The sequence below is a fragment of the Sporosarcina sp. UB5 genome (genome assembly GCF_050859005.1).
Taxonomy (GTDB): Bacteria; Bacillota; Bacilli; order Bacillales_A; family Planococcaceae; genus Sporosarcina.
On sequence record NZ_CP125984.1, the window covers coordinates 1,322,959 to 1,341,878 of the forward strand.

The window sequence follows — 18,920 nt, forward strand, 5'->3', positions numbered from 1 at the left end:
AAAATTTACATTTAACCTCTTGACTTTCAAAATTGTACGTCCTATACTGTTCAACAAGATGAAAAACTGAATAACCAAACTCTTATCAAGAGCGGCGGAGGGACTAGGCCCTGCGATGCCCGGCAACCAGCAAGTGACGAACTTGCAAAGGTGCTACTTCCTACAGATTCGTGCAAACGGACTGAAAGATAAGAGGAGGAATAAGCGAAAGCGTAACCCTTCTCTTAGCGAAAGGGGTTATTTTTTTATTCCGAAAACCCCCAACGCCTCCGCATTGCCTTTTCATCTTAAAAAATCCACTGGAGGTAATGAACATGACAAACCAACAACTTCAACCTGAAACTCTTCTCTTACACGGAGGCCAAAAGCCGGATCCTGTTACGGGTTCGCGCGCTGTGCCAATCCACCGTACGACTGCATTTGTTTTCCGCGACACTGAACATGCCCAAAACTTATTCGCCTTGCAGGAAGCAGGCAATATTTACACTCGAATTACGAATCCGACCGTTTCTGTTTTTGAAGAAAGGGTTGCGCTATTAGAAGGCGGGACTGCTGCAGTTGCTTTATCTTCCGGAATGGCGGCAATTGCATTTTCAATCTTGAACATTGCAGGAGCAGGTGACGAGATCGTCGCTGCCGGTAATTTATACGGTGGTACGTATAATTTATTCGCCGTCACGCTTCCTCGCTACGGTATTAACGTAAAATTCGTGGACGCGGAGGACCCTGAAAATTTCCGTGCCGCGATTACAGACAAAACGAAAGCGATTTTTGCTGAAACAATCGGCAACCCGAGCCTTCAAGTGCTTGATATCGAAGCAGTTGCAAACATTGCTCATGAGAATGAAATTCCGTTCCTTATCGACAACACATTCGCATCCCCATACGGGTGTAATCCAATCGAATTTGGTGCAGACGTCGTCATTCATTCCGCAACGAAATGGATTGGCGGTCATGGAACGACAATCGGCGGTGTCATCGTCGACGCAGGGAAATTCGACTGGACGCGAGGTAAGTTCCCTGGCTTTACAGAGCCGGACGAAACGTATCATGGCTTGCGTTACGGCGTTGACACGGCGGCAGCAGCATTTGCGACGAAGCTCCGTGTCCAATTGCTACGCGATTTCGGGCCTTGCCTAGATCCGGACAGTGCGTTCAACTTCTTACAAGGGCTTGAGACACTTCATTTGCGTGTGACACGCCATAACGAAAATGCCGTTAAAGTAGCTGAGTTTTTACAATCGCATCCATCCGTTGAGTGGGTGACGTACACAGGATTGGAAAACCATTCGACGTACGAAAACGCCAAGAAGTATTTGAAAAACGGCTTCGGCTCCATTATCGTCTTCGGTATTAAAGGCGGCCGTGAAGCTGGACGCAAAGTAATCGACAATATTACGCTTTGGTCGCATGTGGCGAACGTCGGCGATGCAAAATCGCTTATCATTCACCCAGCTTCGACGACGCACCAACAATTGTCTGCGGAAGAATTGAAGCTAACGGGAACACCGGAGGAATTAATTCGCCTGTCTGTCGGCCTTGAGTCGACGGAAGACATTATTGCAGACCTCAAGCAGGCGATCGAAAAAGCTGTGCCTGTTGCGGTGGGTTAATTGGATTGACGTCTAGCTGCGGGCGCCAGATGCTCGGGTCATAAGTCAAAGCCACTGTGTGGCAAAAAACGCCACTTCGCGTCTTTGCCTTATGCCTGTCGCATCTATGCAGGCGCCCTCCGCTTTTGAAATAGGAGGTGATGGAATGCCGTCAATTAAAGCGGCCATACTCGGTTTTGGTACGGTCGGTGAAGGCGTGTACAGAATCCTGCAAGAGAAGCGGGAAGAAATTAAAAAGAGCACTGGATTCACAGTTGATGTCGTCTCCATCCTTGTGAAAGACAAGGCAAAGAACCGCATGCCAGTTACTGGCGCAAAATTTACCGATGACATTCAGGATGTATTGAATAACCCGGAAATCGACATCGTCTTTGAAGCGATTGTCGGGGAAGAACCTGCGTATACGTATTTGTCGGATGCAATCGAGAAAGGTTGCCACATCATCACTGCGAATAAAATGATGTTCGCAAAGCACGGACCTGCGTTATTGAAGCACGCGGAGTTCCGAAATGTGAAAGTCGGATTCGAAGCGACGACAGCTGGCGGTGTCCCGATTATCCGAACGGTGACTAATCTTCTCGCAGGAGACCGTGTCAAACGAATTCAAGGCATTTTAAATGGGACGTCAAATTTCATTTTGACGAAAATGCGCGAAGAAGGATCTTCATTCGAATTGGCGCTTAAGGATGCGCAGCAAAACGGTTACGCAGAAGCGGATCCTACGGATGACGTGAATGGCACGGACGCTTTTCGTAAGCTAATGATTTTGAGTTCACTCGCTTTCGGTCAACAGCCTGATTGGGAGGACGTACCTGTTGTCGGTATCGATCATCTTGAATCGAACGATCTACTCGATGCATCCAAAGACGATCTCCGTTATCGTCACGTGGCGGATATTTGGAAAGATGAGAAAGGGAAGCTTCAAGCGACTGTAGGGCCGGTGTTAATTGGCGACAGTCATCCGTTGTTCGGTATTGACGGTGTCGATAATGCAATTATTGTAAATACAGAGTACCTCGGATCGTTGACGTTGATTGGCCCGGGGGCGGGAATGTATCCAACCGGAAGCGCAATGGTTGCCGACTTGCTGCATATTATTCGCCAACACGAATTGAAACCAGTCATGGTGACAAATTAAAAAAGTGGAGGAGGAATTTTTATATTCCATCCTCCACTTTTTCTATTGTATTACCTGTTCTCTTTCGCATTTCTTTTTCTCGGCCGTTCACTCTTTGGCAGCTCGCTCTGCAATGCTTTAATTAATGAAATAATCATAAGTAACATGATGAACGAGAACGGTAGGGCGGCAATAATAATCGTGTTTTGTAACGCCGTCAATCCGTTTACGGACAACAAGATAATCGCAATGGTCGATTGAATGACTCCCCAAGTAATCTTAACGCTATTCGGCGGGGTCAATGATCCGTTTGTCGATTGCATGCCTAATACAAATGTCGCAGAGTCGGCAGATGTAATGAAGAACGATGCAATGAGTAGAACCGCGACGAGTGAAATAATGAACGATAAAGGCATCTCATGAAACATTTCAAAGATCGTCAATTCTGTGCTCGTCTTCGATAAATCTGCAATCCCTTCACGCTGAATATTAATAGCAGTCGCCCCGAAAGTTGAAAACCAAATAGCGCTCAGGATTGTTGGCGCTAACATAACAACGGCCATGAATTCCCGGATTGTCCTACCTTTTGATACCCGTGCGATGAACATGCTGACAAATGGTGCCCATGAAATCCACCAAGCCCAATAGAAAATTGTCCAGCCTTCAAGCCAGTCGCGATACGAATCATCCAATGGCGCTGTTCGGAAACTCATTGAAACGATATTGGCAAGATAGCCTCCGATGGAATCTGTGAAAATATCAAAAATAAGCAACGTTGGCCCTAAAATGAGGACGAAACCTAATAAGGCAAGCGCAAGAACGAGGTTTGTATTCGACAAATATTTAATCCCTTTGCCGAGTCCTGACCAAGCAGACATAACGAAAAGAACTGTTACGACTGCAATAATGATGAACTGTGAAGTAAATCCGATTTTGAAACCAAAAAGATAATTTAGTCCTGCGTTAATTTGAACAGCACCGAAGCCGAGAGAAGTGGCAACGCCAAACGCTGTTGCAAATACGGCAAGTACATCGACGAGAACGCCCCAAGGCCCTTCCATCTTTTTACCGAAAATCGGCTTCAATGTTGCTGAAATTAACCCTGGTTCTCCTTTACGGAATTGGAAATACGCAAGCGCAAGTCCGACAATCCCGTACATAGCCCAGACATGCAATCCCCAATGGAAAAACGAGAGTTGCATCGCTTCTTTGAATGCCTCGTCTGTATTCGCCTCCGTCGTTGCAGGACTGATGGCGTAGTGGGATAACGGTTCCGCAGCTCCGTAAAAGACTAAGCCGATTCCCATCCCGGCAGAGAAAAGCATGGCAATCCAAGTAATTGTAGAAAATGATGGACGGTCTGTATCTTGCCCTAAACGGATTTTGCCGTACGGGCTGAAAATGAAGAAAATGCTAAGTACAAGAAGAAAAGAAAGTAGAAGCATGTAATACCATCCGAATGAAGATGAAACGAAGGACTTAATGGATGTTGTAACGGCTTCAAAACTATCTGCCGCGGCCACTCCATATCCTACAGCCAATATAATTAGGCCGATTGTAAAATAAAATACACTTGATGTTTTTCGCATGTTTCCCCCTATGAATAATGGATTTTTGAAACGTTATAAACTATACCAAACATGTTTAGGGATAGCAAAGGAAGTGAAAATGTAAACACTTACACAAATTTCTCGTTTTATTTTTTCATTAACATGAATAAGGTGCATGCTAAAGGTGACCGTCAATAGTAAACAGAAATTACAGAATTGAAACTTGCGGTTAAGTTGAATAAAAAAATTGTGTCTTTCTACCTACGGTGCATCCTTATTTTTAGTTTACCCTCTCTTCAATTTTTTAATCCTCATCTTTAATATCCCGGTCGGGCGGAAGTGGTTCATTTAAATAATCTTCAATCTGCCTCTTTAACGTTTCAAGTTGGGTAAAATAGTTGCTAAATTGATGTTGATTAATAAAAAACTGTTCGCCGTCATGGACAGAACGAATACTTCCTTCCAGCACATACTTCCGGACTTGTTCGACGGGCATTCCTAAGTATTCTGCTGTTTCTTCGATCGTCATATACATGCAAAAAATCTCCTTTCATTAAAAAAAAGAGGCGATAATTCGCCTCTTTTCAGATGAGCTTCTCAAACTGAAGCCGTTTGTTTAATGCAACCATAACAGGGATGCCAATTAGCATGACGACAAATTCGCCGACAGCGACGAAGAGCCATGTCAGTAAGAAAGGCAACTCCAGAACGATATTCAATTCCCATGCAATGAGGAACATCGTGAACGTGAATACTAATGTATTGAAAAACATCCGACGGTACAGCCCTTTAATGAACTTCGCCGAAAAGATTGTAATCGAAAGAGCAAGTATGGATTGCCCAACTCCGAATACGAGGTCAATCGGTCCCAATTCAGAAAAAAGCAGATTGGCGACGAAGACACCTAATACGACACCGACGATATATTTTTTATTGAACACAACGAGATGATTGAACATCTCAGACAAGCGAAACTGGATGTTAGTGAACCCGAATGGGGCAATCAAAAACGTCACAGCAACATACAACGCAGCGATAATTCCGCTCGTTGCCATCGTTTTTACTTTCATATTCATTTCTCCTTAGTTTTTTATCGTGGGATGGTTACGAACCACGCGGCAAAAAGCCTGCCTTCTAGTGTATCATAGAGCTATTGGTCGTTCAATAGCCTTCCGGTTCTCATTCTGATCCAAGAGGAGTCATTTATTGCATCCAACAACTGAATAATTTGGAGAATTCACACACCGGCCTTCGATATCATGATATATTCAATATCGGGGGAGGGGATTTTATTGTCACAACGCATTGCATTCATAGTTGTCTTAGTTGGGGCGATGCTATGGGGAACGACCGGCACCGCACAAACATTTATGCCGCAAACGGTCCATCCATTGGCGGTCGGCGCTTCGAGGCTTGCGGTCGGCGGATTCACGTTGCTCGTCATCATGCTCATTCTTCGCAAAATCGATTTTCGAAGCTGGCCGTGGAAAGCGACGATTTTATCCGCACTAGCAATGGCGATCTTCCAATATTGCTTTTTCACGTCCATCCGTTTGACGGGAATTGCCATCGGAACTGTTGTCGCAATTGGAAGTGCACCAATGTTTTCCGGGCTCATCGAATGGCTATTTCTCAAAATACGTCCGTCGAGAATATGGTTAACTGCGACATCCCTTGCGATTATCGGATGTGTATTATTGTTTTCGAATAAAGAAGGGCTCGTCGTCAACCCGGTTGGCGTCATGCTATCTTTATTCGCCGGACTATTATTTGCCTTCTATACGTTATTCAATAAGGAAGTGTTAGAGAAAGCGGACGCGATTCCTTCAGTCGCCGTCATTTTCTCAGTGAGCGCAATTATGCTCATGCCATTTTTATTCATATTCGAAACAGAAGGACTGCTCACTCTTCCTGGCATATCGACAATGATCTATCTCGGCATCGCGACGACAAGTGTGGCGTATATATTATTTTCTACCGGTTTGCGGCATATACCGTCGTCATCCGCGGTCACACTTTCACTTGCTGAACCACTCACTGCCGCGATGTTAAGCGTGCTCGTCGTCGGGGAGCGGCTGGATCTGATTTCATGGTCGGGAATCGCGCTTTTATTAGGCGGAATCCTCGTTTTAACGTTTAGCGGACGAAAAGAAGAGGCTGCTGTAAGTTAGGGGGCAGCCTTAAGGTTTCATCCACGAATAAATCATTCCAATCACGCATAAACTTCCGCAAAAGTCCATAAATTATCCCAATCACGCATAACCCGCCGCAAATGCTCATAAATCTCTACACTCGCTCATAAATCCATAAAAGCACGCATAAACTCCTACAATCACGCATATAACGCAGCAAAGACGCATAACGATCTTACGCCGCCTTCATATTCACATAAACTTTCGTCGCAAAATACCCAAGAATAATAAGCAACGTAGCTAGTAAACCGCCTTCCAATCCGAACGCTCCGCCTGTCAGCCATTCATTCCCATTTTCCACCGAGAGAGTATATATCCCATGTGGAGTGAGTCCGCTCACCGCGAATCCGAAAACGTTCCCTTGAAAGTAATTCCACGTAATATGATAACCGATTGGTAGCCACAGGCTTTTCGTCGCGTCAAACATATAGGCGAATAAAATCCCTACCAATGCGATGTTAACTAGCCCTAACACGCTGACGTTCGGATTCATGCCGTGCGCTAAACTGAAAACGACAGCAGATACGACATAAATTAGCCATTTCGGGTTCCCGCGGCTTTCCATCGTCGACATGACATACCCTCTGAAAAAGATCTCCTCAGAAAAGCCGACGAGAATGAACATTACTAAAAATGATAATGAGTATACGGAAAACTCCGGCTTGGCGAGTGAGTTAAGCATCGTCACATTTCCGGTCGCCAATAAAATGAAGAAAATAACGGCAATCGACACTGCTCCGAGTAAGAGTCCGAAACTTAAATCTTTCAGCGAGCCCCGGAATCCCAACTCTTTCAACGTTCCTTTATTAACAAAACGCCATAATAAAATCGTGGCGAGCATTCCACCAACTGTCGCGCCACCTTGTGTCAAAACAAAAATCCATGGATGCCTGTCAAAAGCGGCAATAATATCCATATTAAAATTTCCATCTACAAACGGAAAATCAACAATCGCTAGCAAAATTCCTCCTGGCATCGAAAAAATTTGCTGGGCGATGAACATCGATACGAATGCTAAAAAAATCATCCATCCTGCACGCACTTGGTTTGCTTCATTCTTAAACATTAGTAACCCCCTATGTTTCATACTTTATGCTGAAGAGAAACTTCAAATGAACGTATTTACCCGAAGTTGCTCAGGGCTGACACGGCGAATGGCTCCGACTAAAAAGAAAAATACAATATCCATTCCTAGAACACCGATTGCTGAAGCTAGAGAAAGAATAAACACTCCGTTTTCAGATACATTCATAGAAAAGGAAAGAAGTGCGAAGGCAATAAGATGAATCGCTACGTAATATTTAAATGTATTTTCCGTTCTTTGCTGCAACGCTCGATCTCCAAAAGTTTTTGTAACATCCTTCAAAATTGTAAACAAGTAATAGCCCATAATCATCTTCACTACAAATAGCAAGCCGGCGTAAGTCGACCAGCTGAAGGACAGAGTTGTTTCCGAAAGGTTCACAAAGACGGAAGGAATTGAAATAAAGGCGCCGATCAATGCGACAATCTTCGCTTTTTGCGCTACAGGATACGCTTTAATGAGTTTGGAACATCCAGAGTAAATGAGGAAATAGCCGATAGGATCCGCTAACAGGTCGATGCCGAAATGGATTCGGAAAAAGATAAATATATAGCCCCAGTAGATTTGGCCCAATGCTTTATTCACCTGAATCCCTCCTTGTTTTCTCCTCGATAATCCTGTTAACGTCGGTCTGTGTTAAATAAGGATGTTGCCAATTGTATCCACCGTGGCTCGTGAAGGGTTCACCTGCCGCTGTCGTTCCCGATAGATAGATAAGGAAAGAAGAGGGCATTGAGGCGGCGGTTTGATCCAATTGCATTGCAACTGCGACATTTTCCCCTTCATCTAAATGGATGGGAAGCTCAATGCCATCCAATGTTTTATCTTTTTGATTATGATTGCCCGTAATGGATAGATGGAGCTCGTCTCCTAAGGCGTTGCGGAATGGGATAGAAATCTTTTGGATGGAAAGCGGTTCGGTTGCCCAAAAGGTGTGCGAACTCTTACCGTCATTACTTCCCCCACCCGATGATAGAGTGAGTGGAATCGGATTGTCCGATTCAATAGATCCGGAAGGACGAATGATGACTTCACCGATGGACACAGTAGAAGCTTTTCCGTCCGAATAGAATACTTGCATTTCATTGAATGAACGATCCTCATCTGAATCATTTAATTGTCTTAATTCGACTGTTAAACTTCTTAACTCTTGATGTCTAAAGGTATCAACCTTATGAGGACCGGCATCCGGATAAATAAAGGCTTGCTGCGGCAGACCTTCGATATCCCCTAGTACTATGTAATTGATGTAGGATTGATCATTTTTATTTGCCAAGTAATAAAATGTGACATCGCTATGATGGCCAATTACCGCTTCAATATAATGATCCAGAAAAATAGGCTCCTTCAGCTGTTTCGAATAGGCGTACAACGCATTGACTATCCAACTAATCGAAATGAGTCCAATCGCTACCCAAAAATAACGCTCTTTCATGCGTATCCCCCTTCCAACCTTTTCCTTTGTCTGTATATTGTCTCAAAACATGAGAGAGATTGCACCAATTATTTGGAAGAGGGAGTTTATCACCGCTTAGATCAGGGTTATCACCGTTCGCCCAAATACTAGGAGTTTTTTTAGCTGAAATCAAGCGCTTTTTTATTTTCGTTACCATTTATCGAGTGTGAAAAAAGTTTATCACCGACTTGACCGAGTTTATCACCGACTCTCGCCCCGTTATCACCGACTCTCATGGATTTATCATCGCCTCACTACAACTCGCCTCAATCCAATGGCAAAACCCTCTCAAATTTACTAAAGTCTCATCAACTTTGTTACCTTCCTACATACTAGGTATTCCAACAATTACCTATTTGGAATGATATGATGTATTTAATTTCATTGTTTTACTAAGCAAGCATTACTTTTTCAACTATTAATGAGTTAGAATCGTCTAATTATTAAAGGGTGTTGAAAGGGGGGATTGACAAGTGAAGGTAAATAATAAACAGACATTGGATGAAATTATGAAGACATATGGTACGAGCATACTTAAACTCTCCTATTCATACGTCAAAAACTATCAGGTTGCAGAGGAAATCACTCAGGAAGTTTTTCTTACTTGTTACATGAAATTAGGGGAATTTAAAGGTGACTCAACATTAAAGACTTGGTTATATCGAATAGCGATTAACAAGTGCAAAGACTATCTTAAAAGCTGGAGTTACAAATACACAATAGTAACCAATCAACTTGGTGTGTTTTCTAAAAAAGATGAAAGAAATGCACCTGAACGACTCGTGTTGTTAAGCGAAGGAAAAAAGCAATTAATAAACAGCGTTATGAATTTGCCAATCAAGTACAGAGAAATACTCTTTTTGTACTACTTCGAGGAACTAACCATTAGGGAAATCTCTACGCTGTTAGACGTAAATGAAAATACATTAAAATCAAGAATGATTAAGTCGAGAGAACTGTTAAAAAGTAAATTAGAAAAGGGTGATGCAAATGTTAGAAAAGCAATTAATGGGGCTGAAAGAGGATATGAATAACTCCATTTTTAAGAATTTGGCATTTGATCATAAACAGAGGAGTGTTGTATTAAATAAATTGGATAGAAAAAATAAGCATCCATTCAATATAAAAATTATCCTTTCATCATCTTTTTCGGTACTGATTTTTTGTGTATTACTCTTATCGACTATACAAATCAAGGACAAAAATTTAATTGGCCGCGACTCTGGTTCACAGTTTTTTCCGTTTGAATTAAATGAGCAATTAATTACGGATGCAAAGGAAGGTAGATTTAGTCCAGTCCCTTCAGTAACCTATGGGATGTCGCTAGTTGAAGTTAAAGAACTATTAGGCGAACCTAACATGATTGAAATGCCTAGTGAAATAGACACTGTATTTTCGTATGATGACTTCTATTTATTATTTATTGAAGACGAATTAAAGTTTATTTGTATTTCCGACTTCGGCAACATTAATAAAGAAGATTTGATAAGCTTTTTCGGGAGACCTGATTATGAAAATTATAATGAAGAGCTTGGTGTTGGAGTAGTCACTTTCTCAGTTGGAAGATGGAACTTTAATTTCTTTATTGATATTCAAGATAAAAGTACAATAAGAAGTTTACAATTTTCTAGAGATGTAATTCGTTATTAATTCAAAGGAATAATTAACAACATAATTGATTGGATCTATCACAATCTCCATGCACAGCCACAATCAAAGGAGGTACATTGTGACTGTGCATGGCAACCCAATCAACTTTTATTTCACCGAAGCATGTTTTCTCAGGTTTTCCAACTCCACCTCAATCTGCCCGACATCAATCCGGTCAAACAGTGGTTTGACATCAACCAAAGCTCTCCCCCCAATTTGAATTTCATTCCATTCAAACTTCCTCACTCCTAACATCCTCCCGACGTCCTCACTCGAAAACGGCAGGAAAGGGGAGAGGAGTTGCGCTAGATTGGCAATGATGTATACACATATCGCCATTGTCCGCGCACATGCCGCTTCATCATCTTTAATCTGTACCCAAGGCTTTTCATCATCGAAGTATTTATTAGCCCGGCGAATAAAATCAAAAATCATTTCGATCGCTTCCTTAGAATGTCCCGCCTCAATTCGCTCTCCGACTTTGGAATAAAGCCCCGAAACCGAGTCTTTTATTTCCAAACTAATCTCCGCATCCGGCACAATCCCACCGTACGATTTCTCAATAAACTTCAACGTCCGATTCACGAAATTTCCGTAAGCACCGAGAAGCTCGGAGTTATGGCTATAAATGAACTCGCGCCATGAAAAATCTGCATCTCGGTTTTCCGGAGCATTCGCCGTCAAAAAGTAGCGCACGGAATCTGGGTGATAGCGTTCAAGAATATCCGGCACCCAAACGGCCCAGTTTTGGCTCGTCGACAATTTCCGCTTCTCCAATGTCAAATATTCATTGGAAACGACATGGGTCGGTAATGCGTCCTCCTTGCCAATCCCCATCAAAATCGCTGGCCAAATAATTGTATGGAAAGGAATGTTGTCTTTGCCGTGCACATAGTAGGAAACTGTATCTTCATTCCAAAACTCCGCAAAATCGACACGGTTCAATACTGCCCACTCCTGACTCGCGGAATAATAGCCCGTCACCGCTTCGATCCACACATACACTTTCTTATCCTCATATCCTCTGACAGGAATGCCAACACCATTCGCCAAATCTCTTGAGGCTGCCCGGTCATGGAGGCCTTCTCGTATATAACGCTCAGATTGGTGAATTGCGTTTTCACGCCATCTCCCTTCAGCTTTCGCGCTCTCGACATAGTTATCAAGTTCATCTTGAAAAGCGCTTAATTTGAAATAAAAATGCTCCGTCTTCCGTACAGTAGGTTCATTCCCGCAAAGTTTGCACGTGCGCCCCGTCAAATCAAGCGGATCTAAGAGGGAACCGCAATTGTCGCATTGATCGCCTCGTGCACGGCTTCCGCAATGCGGACAAATCCCTTCGACAAAACGATCGGGAAGAAAGCGCTCATCAACGTCGCAATACGTCTGTTCTACTTCCTTTTTGAAAATAAAACCGCGGTCCAGTAGCGTTAGAAATACATTTCGAACAACTTGATGGTGAAACCTTCCATCTGTTCGTGTGTAAATATCATACGAGAATCCCAATTTTGAAAAACAAACGATAAACTCTGTATGATAACGGTCCGCAATTTCCTTCACAGACACTCCTTCCGCATTCGCGCGGATTGAAATAGGAGTCCCATTGCAATCGCTTCCCGAAGCATAAAGTACCTTCTCGCCTTTTAACCGGTAATACCTCGCCAAAATATCTCCCGGCAACAACGCCGCAATATGTCCAAGATGCAGCGACCCATTCGCATACGGCCATGCCCCTCCGATAAAAACACTCATGTAACTTCCTCCTCTGAATAAAATAAAAAACCCCGCCCCTATCGATAAAAACCGATAAGGACGGGGTCTATCACCCGTGGTACCACCTTACTTCACGACCAGCTCACGCTGAACGTCTCCAAAAGTACGCGCCAAAAAAAGCGTTATACTTTGACGTGGATAACGAGCGTCAAACCTCGGCGCATCCTACTAGTCAAAAGACGTTCAGTGCACAGCTCAAGGATCATGTTCAAAAGATTAGTCCGCTTCATTTCCACCGTCAGAAGCTCTCTATGCGACATCCTCTTTTTACTTTTCCCTCTCATTGCCTTTTCGTAAGATGTAATTGAAATGATTATAGTCGTTTGATTCGGAAAAATCAATAGTGTTTACGAATTGGTAGGCGGGCGCTGCTCGTTATTATCCTTTTTCTTGTTGTTTTTATTCTTCACATTGTTGTTCTTCCCGACTACATTCAAATCATCGGGGCTGATGTCAAAACCGTACCCGAATTCCTCGCGATCCAATGTGTTGCCTTTCTTGATCCTCTTATCTTTTGCCAAGTCAGTTCACCTCCCGTATATGCAAAGCTTGTTCAACTGGGAGATGATTATTCATTTAGTCATAATCCTCTTTCACCGACCCGACCGAGTTTATCACCGTTCACAAGCGGTTTATCACCGCTCGCAGCCTAGTTATCACCGTTCACAGAGACTTTATCACCGCTTAGCCAACGTTTATCACCACTCAGCACCAAATCTACACTTTTTTCCACCATCTTAAGAATTTCTTCATAATTCCCCTCATCGAATGTTAAGATTTACCCACTACAATTGGTATCATAGAGGAAAGTGAGGTGCGGATGATGGCGAAGTTCACAGTTCTCGTGGCGGATGATGATAAAGAGATCCGCGATGGGATCGAAATTTATTTGAAAAATGAAGGATACGACGTGTTGAAGGCGGCGGATGGGAGAGAGGCGCTTGATTTGATTCAAACGAATGAAGTCCATCTGCTCATCCTCGACATTATGATGCCGAATATGGATGGGATTACGGCGACGTTCAAAATTCGGGAGGAGCAAAACATTCCGATTATCATGCTCAGTGCGAAGGCGGAGGATACGGATAAGATCCATGGGTTGTCGGTCGGCGCGGATGATTATGTGACGAAGCCGTTCCACCCGCTTGAATTGATGGCGCGCGTGAAGTCGCAGCTACGACGATATGTTCAATTTGGAACGTATGAAGGTCAGAAAAAGATTGAAATTGACGGGTTAGCACTGGATGAAGATGCGAAAGAGTTATCGGTTGATGGGAAACCGGTGAAGTTGACGCCGATCGAATATAAGATTACGGAATTGCTCATGAAAAATGCGGGGCGTGTGTTTTCGATAAATGAAATTTACGAACGCGTGTGGAATGAAGAAGCGTATAATGCGGAAAATATTGTGGCGGTCCATATCCGTAAAATACGCGAGAAAATCGAAGCGGACCCAAAAAATCCGAGATATGTAAAGGTGGTGTGGGGCATTGGCTACAAAATCGAGAAGTGAGTGGGGGCCTCTTCTGTTCTCATTCGTTGCTATCGGAATTGCGGTTATTAGCATTGCCTATTGCTCGCCCCACATTATAGACGTCATCGAAAGTGGATGGGAACGGTCAACACGTGCCATCGCCTATTTCACACGCATTATTAGAGGGGGCACGGCATGATGAAAAATAAAGTTCTACTATTACTATGGGCTGCGCTTGTCACGATTGTGCTACTCGCCAGTCTTTCATTCGCAAGACAAGGGACGGGACTCATTGGAAAGGATTTTTCCGATTACCACGACTTCGCTTGGCGGCTTGATGAGTTTTACAGCACAATCGGTCCGACAGTACTCAACCCGATTGACGTGGAAGAGGCGAAGAATAATATTACCGTATCTGATAATGAAATCGAGGAACATCGGACGCGATACGGTACACTTCCGGACCAGATTTCCGATGTCCATGACCAATATGAGCAGAGGATAGCAGATGCGAAAGACGCTGGAAATGAATTATTGAAAAATACGTTGATCGAAGAACGAGATAGGAAACTTGCGGATATCCGAAAGAACTTCGAGAGCGATGATCACGTAGAGGCAAAAATACGTAAAGAAAAAGAGAAGGCTTTAGTTCAATATGTGAATGAAATGAAAGCGAACTCCTTTTCACTGCCGGTTGCCTATGAATTCACCGACGTTGAAACGGGGGAGACGTTTTCTTCTGGAAATGTTGCAGTGTCTTCGATTTATAAAAAGGAATTCAATGCCGCAAAAGGGTATTTCAAGGCGAATTCATTGCCGGGACGCTTTGACAACAATAATGGAATTTATTACCAAGAGGCAATTGCGGAATCCGGTGAAAGTATTAAAATAATCAATTCCGTAAAAACCTTCGAAGGCACTGTCATCGTACCGAAGGCGGCTATAGCAAAAGGTGGCGCATTCTATTCACAATACAAGGATTTCAATAAAGGCAAATTTGCGATGTACATCTTTTGGCTCTTTGGCATCGGAGCACTCGTTGCCTTAGTAACTGTCATGAAGTTTCAAAAGGAATGGGTGACGGGGATATCGATTGAAGATTGGTATGCTGACGTGAAAATCGATGTAAAAGCCGCTGCTTTTCTTATGTCAGCATTAATTTACTCCAGATATATCAAAAGCGAATCCTACGATCTGTTGAACTTTTTTACGGTCCAAGGAATGGACAGGTGGATTATTTGGCTGGGCACCTTCTTTGTTGGGGGCGTCGCTATGACCGCATTACTTGCATTCCAACTTGTAAATGGTGTGGAACGATGGAAGCGGGAAGGGGTGTTTGCAAAGGACGTAAAAAACAGTTACACACTCCAGTTTTTTAAAGCATGGCGTGAAATGTTCTTGAAAAAGTCGATAGGCGTTCAGTCATTCATCCTGCTTATTGGATTTTTCCTTGCAGGTATTGGATTTGTCGTCGGATTCATGGAACCGTCTCTCTTTGTCGTCTATTTTGCTTGCGTCCTATTCCTTGGTTTGCCAGCTCTCTATACTTTCGTCAGACGTTCTGCGTACTTGAACCGGATCATCATTGCTACAGAGCAAATGGCTTCGGGGCGTTTGAATGAAGATATTAAAATCAAAGGTCGCTCACCACTCGCGGAGCACGCGAAGAACTTGAACAATCTTCGAGAAGGCGTGCGGGCTTCCATGACCGAGCAAGCGAAAAGCGAGCGGTTGAAAACGGAATTGATCACAAATGTGAGTCATGATTTACGGACGCCATTGACATCGATCATTACGTACACCGATCTCCTAAAGGATGAAACGATTTCACCGGAGGAACGGGCGAAATATGTCGACATATTGGATAAAAAATCGCAACGGTTAAAGACGCTTATCGAGGATTTATTCGAAGTATCGAAAATGGCGAGTGGCAATCTTGAGCTGAATAAGCAGCGTGTCGATTTAACACAATTGCTCCAGCAAGCCCTTGCGGAACATGCCGAAGAAATCACTGAATCTGGTCTCGATTTCAGAACGACACTTCCGGATGACATGCTTATCGCGCAAGTGGACGGCCAAAGATGGTGGCGTGTGCTTGATAACCTGATCGTCAATGCCATCAAATATTCGCTCCCAGGCACCCGCGTGTACGTAACGCTTCGAAAAGTAGGGGAGTCCGCGGAATTCGTCGTGAAGAACATTACGAAATACGAGCTAGGTGAAAATATCGATGAGCTGTTCGAACGCTTCAAACGTGCCGATACATCGCGCCATACCGATGGCTCAGGACTTGGTTTAGCTATCGCACAATCCATCGTCGACATGCACGACGGGAATATGAAAATTGAGCTGGACGGTGATTTGTTCAAAGTAACTGTGACCGTGCCGACAAAATAAACAATCCGCATGCATCGCCGAGAAATTGGCGTGCATGCGGATTTTCTATGTTAATAAAAATAAAGAACATACACCCCAATAACTAATATCCCAAGATCCGCAAACATATGGACAATCCACGATGGCAGGATTGTACGGCATTTTTCATTCACAAGCTGAAAAATCAGGCCGCCTGCCCATAATCCACCGACAGCTAACAATAAAATCGGCAATGTAAACCATGGTAAGAAGATCGCGATATGGTAAATGGCGAAAAAGAATGGCGGCAAGATAAACCGCATTTTGGACTTGCCGAATAAAAAGGGAAGCATGCCTCGAAAAAAGAATTCCTCAATCACTGAGTTTCCAAATAATATATAAAGCGCGATGAACGGGAATACAGCACGTGTGATGCCGGATTGTAGCAAATCGTCTCGCAAGGAAGCGATGTCGATGTGCGGTTGCAATAAAAGAAATGCCCCGATGATGAGCGCCATGATCGAAATTCCTAAAATGAAGGCAAGTCGTATACTCTTTCGATCCGCATATCGGAAACGAATGAATGGGAATCTTGTAGCACGGAAAAGCATTAAAGGGATTACGAGAAACAGTATAACTTTCGCGACCGTTTTCACTCCGTATGAAACCCCAACCCTTTGCTCAATCCATAAAAGAACTAAAATGCTGACAATCGGAAAAAGAGCGCCGAACCATTTTTGCATATAAGTACCTCCGTCACTTCTATGTAATTTTGACGAAAAACAAAAGATGATGTTCCTTTTGTGAACTCCTTTTGAATAACTTTTGACAAAAACGTATATGTATCGCCATAAAAGGGGAAAGCTAAAAACTACCTGTCGCGAACCGCGGTCATTGCCGTGTATAATTTGAAAAAAGGAGGGATCCATATGACAATTCTTGATGGTAAATACCCGAACAAACAGGACTTGGAGCCGAAAATCTTTCATCCCGGAAAAGGGGTTGGACCGGCGCATGAACTCCCTTTAGCGGACCCTTCCGATTCAAACTATACATTTGAATTCCGCAAAAATGCACAGAATAAGACAGGCATGGATGAGCCATCCGCGTATAGTAAAAACAAGCCGCTTGTCGATGAACTCAAGATAGAAGAGAACTGAAAAATTGTTAGAAAAAGCGGACTCCTCAATGGATGTCCGCCTTTCATTTTAGTATGATAAAGAAAAGGGGGAATTGGACATGGAAACAATTGAACAATTGAAATTTGCAAGAATGTACACGATGGGCCGTCTATCACAGGCGAAGGAAAATGCATGGGACGAGCAACCAACCGGATTTAATAATACAATCCGTTGGAATGTCGGGCATATTTATTGTTCCTTAGAACAATTTGCAGCGAAGGTGTTGCCATCCTATGAGCCGCAACATACTGAATGGGATGCGTTTTTTGCAATGGGCACAAGCCCTGCGAAGTGGGAAGGTCAAGCTCCTTCGAATGAAGAATTGCTTACAGCTTTAAAAGAACAAATGCCGCGTGTTGTTGAAGCATTGGAAGGAAATCTCGACAAAGTTCTTCCTGAACCGATGAAAATTGGTGATATGCTAACGATGAAGACAGTCGATGCGGTCATTCAATTCGCTACATGGCATGAAGGATTGCACGCAGGCGTCATTCATGGACTAAATCGGGTAATTGGAGAATAAATAAAGATGAAAAACGCTTTGAAAGCTTGAAGAATAGCTGACAAAGCGTTTTTTTTTTATATTCCAAATTGATTCCGCAATAAATAAGCAGTCCATTTGCAATGGGGGTGGTGCCGGATGTTTTCCAATAACCCCTTTACGATTGCCGGATGCAACGCAGGCTCTAGTAGTTCTTGCCTCAATAGAATTAACGACTCTTTCTCAATCGAATCCTCCATATCCTCAATATTCTTCTCCACGATGTTAACGATTTGGTCCAATGAGTGTTCTTCATCCAAAGGCTGATCGATCATTTGAATTAATTCATCAGAAATAAAGGAAATCGTCATGTTGTTAGCAAGCAGATTCGTCTTTTCAACGAGGGATTGTGCAAGTAATTCCAAGTCAATCGGTAATTTATAGAGCAAAAATAATTCGGAATACGTATTCATGAAGCCCTTAATGCAGAACATTAAATCGTATTTTAAATAAATGACTTGATCACCGTATAATCGTTCAATCATCGTTAAAATTACTTTCTCGATAGCTTTGTTGTAATTATGGAGTTTCAAGAACAGTTCTTCATTAAATGAGTGCGCCGGTTCTTTCATAAGGATCTTCGTGAAATCAGAGTGTTTATGAAACGATTGGAATGTCGTGTAATAGAAATCATATAATAAACTCTCGCCATTTACTTCCTTGTTGACCACATAGTCAATGTCCGAAGTGAACTGTCTCATAAAGTGATCGATTAACGCGACGATTAATTCGTCTTTTGACTTGAACGATAAATAAAAGGCTCCTTTGGAAATGCCGCAGTGGTCAGTTATTTGTTGGACAGACGTCGCTTCAAATCCTTGCTTTGCAAAGAGCTCCAATGCTTTGTCCATAATAAGTTGTTTTTTCGTCATATATTGGATCACTCCTATGCTAATTCTTGACAATTGACTGATTGGTCATTAGTATAAAGAAA

20 protein-coding genes, 2 riboswitches and 1 other annotated feature are annotated in these 18,920 nt (G+C 43.0%); of the genes, 10 read left to right on the forward strand and 10 right to left on the reverse strand.

Features of this window, described 5'->3' with window-relative positions; genetic code table 11:
* Window positions 1–79: 79 nt before the first annotated feature.
* A riboswitch (SAM riboswitch) is annotated at window positions 80–195 on the forward strand.
* 119 nt (window positions 196–314) lie between these two features.
* Together QM454_RS06975 and QM454_RS06980 are read left to right on the forward strand one after the other, a co-directional pair.
* Window positions 315–1,613, forward strand: a complete 1,299-nt coding sequence (locus QM454_RS06975; RefSeq protein WP_432363235.1) for an O-acetylhomoserine aminocarboxypropyltransferase/cysteine synthase family protein — start codon at window positions 315–317, stop codon at window positions 1,611–1,613.
* A 145-nt stretch (window positions 1,614–1,758) separates the two neighbouring features.
* The gene (locus tag QM454_RS06980; protein ID WP_432363237.1) at window positions 1,759–2,751 is read left to right on the forward strand and encodes a homoserine dehydrogenase; all 993 of its coding nucleotides are present in this window, start codon (window positions 1,759–1,761) and stop codon (window positions 2,749–2,751) included.
* A 50-nt stretch (window positions 2,752–2,801) separates the two neighbouring features.
* On the opposite strand, the gene QM454_RS06985 is transcribed toward QM454_RS06980, so the two are convergent.
* The 3 genes from QM454_RS06985 to QM454_RS06995 all read right to left on the reverse strand — a co-directional run bounded on the left by QM454_RS06985 (window position 2,802) and on the right by QM454_RS06995 (window position 5,350).
* Window positions 2,802–4,319 carry a glycine betaine uptake BCCT transporter gene (locus QM454_RS06985; protein ID WP_432363239.1) on the reverse strand — a complete coding sequence of 506 codons (1,518 nt, stop codon included), beginning with the start codon at window positions 4,317–4,319 and terminating at the stop codon, window positions 2,802–2,804.
* Window positions 4,320–4,584: 265 nt separating this feature from the next.
* Window positions 4,585–4,815, reverse strand: coding sequence for an excisionase family DNA-binding protein (locus tag QM454_RS06990; RefSeq protein WP_432363241.1), 231 nt, complete (start codon window positions 4,813–4,815; stop codon window positions 4,585–4,587).
* Window positions 4,816–4,864: 49 nt separating this feature from the next.
* The gene (locus tag QM454_RS06995; protein ID WP_432363243.1) at window positions 4,865–5,350 is read right to left on the reverse strand and encodes a QueT transporter family protein; all 486 of its coding nucleotides are present in this window, start codon (window positions 5,348–5,350) and stop codon (window positions 4,865–4,867) included.
* Between the two features lie 6 nt (window positions 5,351–5,356).
* A riboswitch (PreQ1 riboswitch) is annotated at window positions 5,357–5,401 on the reverse strand.
* Between the two features lie 171 nt (window positions 5,402–5,572).
* Here QM454_RS06995 and QM454_RS07000 point away from each other — a divergent pair.
* Window positions 5,573–6,451: a DMT family transporter gene (locus tag QM454_RS07000; protein ID WP_432363245.1), complete on the forward strand. Its 879-nt coding sequence runs from the start codon at window positions 5,573–5,575 to the stop codon at window positions 6,449–6,451.
* Window positions 6,452–6,647: 196 nt separating this feature from the next.
* Here the strand turns inward: QM454_RS07000 and QM454_RS07005 are convergent, their stop codons facing one another.
* From QM454_RS07005 to QM454_RS07015, 3 genes are read right to left on the reverse strand one after another with little or no spacing between them, the layout of a single operon-like run.
* A complete protein-coding gene (locus QM454_RS07005; protein WP_432363247.1) occupies window positions 6,648–7,538 on the reverse strand; it encodes a CPBP family intramembrane glutamic endopeptidase in 891 nt (296 codons plus the stop codon).
* A gap of 42 nt (window positions 7,539–7,580) precedes the next feature.
* Window positions 7,581–8,141 carry a hypothetical protein gene (locus tag QM454_RS07010; RefSeq protein WP_432363249.1) on the reverse strand — a complete coding sequence of 187 codons (561 nt, stop codon included), beginning with the start codon at window positions 8,139–8,141 and terminating at the stop codon, window positions 7,581–7,583.
* A complete protein-coding gene (locus QM454_RS07015; RefSeq protein ID WP_432363251.1) occupies window positions 8,134–8,991 on the reverse strand; it encodes a hypothetical protein in 858 nt (285 codons plus the stop codon). The genes QM454_RS07010 and QM454_RS07015 overlap by 8 nt, the downstream gene beginning before the upstream one ends.
* Window positions 8,992–9,485: 494 nt before the next feature.
* Between QM454_RS07015 and QM454_RS07020 the strand changes: the two genes are divergently transcribed.
* Together QM454_RS07020 and QM454_RS07025 are read left to right on the forward strand one after the other, a co-directional pair.
* A complete protein-coding gene (locus tag QM454_RS07020) occupies window positions 9,486–10,046 on the forward strand; it encodes a sigma-70 family RNA polymerase sigma factor (RefSeq protein ID WP_432363253.1) in 561 nt (186 codons plus the stop codon).
* Window positions 10,003–10,662 (forward strand): hypothetical protein, encoded by a 660-nt coding sequence (locus QM454_RS07025; protein WP_432363255.1) that lies wholly within the window; start codon window positions 10,003–10,005, stop codon window positions 10,660–10,662. Before QM454_RS07020 ends, QM454_RS07025 begins: the two co-directional genes overlap by 44 nt.
* 108 nt (window positions 10,663–10,770) lie before the next feature.
* Here the strand turns inward: QM454_RS07025 and metG are convergent, their stop codons facing one another.
* Together metG and QM454_RS07035 are read right to left on the reverse strand one after the other, a co-directional pair.
* Window positions 10,771–12,414, reverse strand: coding sequence for a methionine--tRNA ligase (gene metG, locus QM454_RS07030; RefSeq protein WP_432363257.1), 1,644 nt, complete (start codon window positions 12,412–12,414; stop codon window positions 10,771–10,773).
* A 53-nt stretch (window positions 12,415–12,467) separates the two neighbouring features.
* Window positions 12,468–12,728 (reverse strand) — a binding site (T-box leader).
* Between the two features lie 54 nt (window positions 12,729–12,782).
* Window positions 12,783–12,956 (reverse strand): hypothetical protein, encoded by a 174-nt coding sequence (locus QM454_RS07035; protein ID WP_432363259.1) that lies wholly within the window; start codon window positions 12,954–12,956, stop codon window positions 12,783–12,785.
* A 302-nt stretch (window positions 12,957–13,258) separates the two neighbouring features.
* Between QM454_RS07035 and QM454_RS07040 the strand changes: the two genes are divergently transcribed.
* The 3 genes from QM454_RS07040 to QM454_RS07050 are packed head-to-tail and all read left to right on the forward strand — an operon-like array spanning window position 13,259 to window position 16,306.
* Window positions 13,259–13,948 (forward strand): response regulator transcription factor, encoded by a 690-nt coding sequence (locus QM454_RS07040; protein ID WP_432363261.1) that lies wholly within the window; start codon window positions 13,259–13,261, stop codon window positions 13,946–13,948.
* Window positions 13,926–14,108 (forward strand): hypothetical protein, encoded by a 183-nt coding sequence (locus tag QM454_RS07045; RefSeq protein ID WP_432363263.1) that lies wholly within the window; start codon window positions 13,926–13,928, stop codon window positions 14,106–14,108. Before QM454_RS07040 ends, QM454_RS07045 begins: the two co-directional genes overlap by 23 nt.
* Window positions 14,108–16,306, forward strand: a complete 2,199-nt coding sequence (locus QM454_RS07050; RefSeq protein ID WP_432363265.1) for a sensor histidine kinase — start codon at window positions 14,108–14,110, stop codon at window positions 16,304–16,306. Before QM454_RS07045 ends, QM454_RS07050 begins: the two co-directional genes overlap by 1 nt.
* A gap of 50 nt (window positions 16,307–16,356) precedes the next feature.
* Here the strand turns inward: QM454_RS07050 and QM454_RS07055 are convergent, their stop codons facing one another.
* On the reverse strand, window positions 16,357–17,007 hold the full coding sequence (locus QM454_RS07055) for a CPBP family intramembrane glutamic endopeptidase (RefSeq protein ID WP_432363267.1): 651 nt from the start codon (window positions 17,005–17,007) through the stop codon (window positions 16,357–16,359).
* Between the two features lie 186 nt (window positions 17,008–17,193).
* On the opposite strand from QM454_RS07055, the gene QM454_RS07060 reads away from it, so the two are divergent.
* Entirely contained in the window at window positions 17,194–17,424 is a 231-nt protein-coding gene (locus QM454_RS07060) for a hypothetical protein (protein WP_432363268.1), read from the forward strand.
* A 79-nt stretch (window positions 17,425–17,503) separates the two neighbouring features.
* Complete coding sequence (locus QM454_RS07065; protein ID WP_432363270.1) at window positions 17,504–17,968, forward strand: DinB family protein; 465 nt, start codon at window positions 17,504–17,506, stop codon at window positions 17,966–17,968.
* Between the two features lie 56 nt (window positions 17,969–18,024).
* Here the strand turns inward: QM454_RS07065 and QM454_RS07070 are convergent, their stop codons facing one another.
* Entirely contained in the window at window positions 18,025–18,858 is an 834-nt protein-coding gene (locus QM454_RS07070) for a TetR/AcrR family transcriptional regulator (protein ID WP_432363272.1), read from the reverse strand.
* Between the last annotated feature and the right edge of the window lie 62 nt (window positions 18,859–18,920).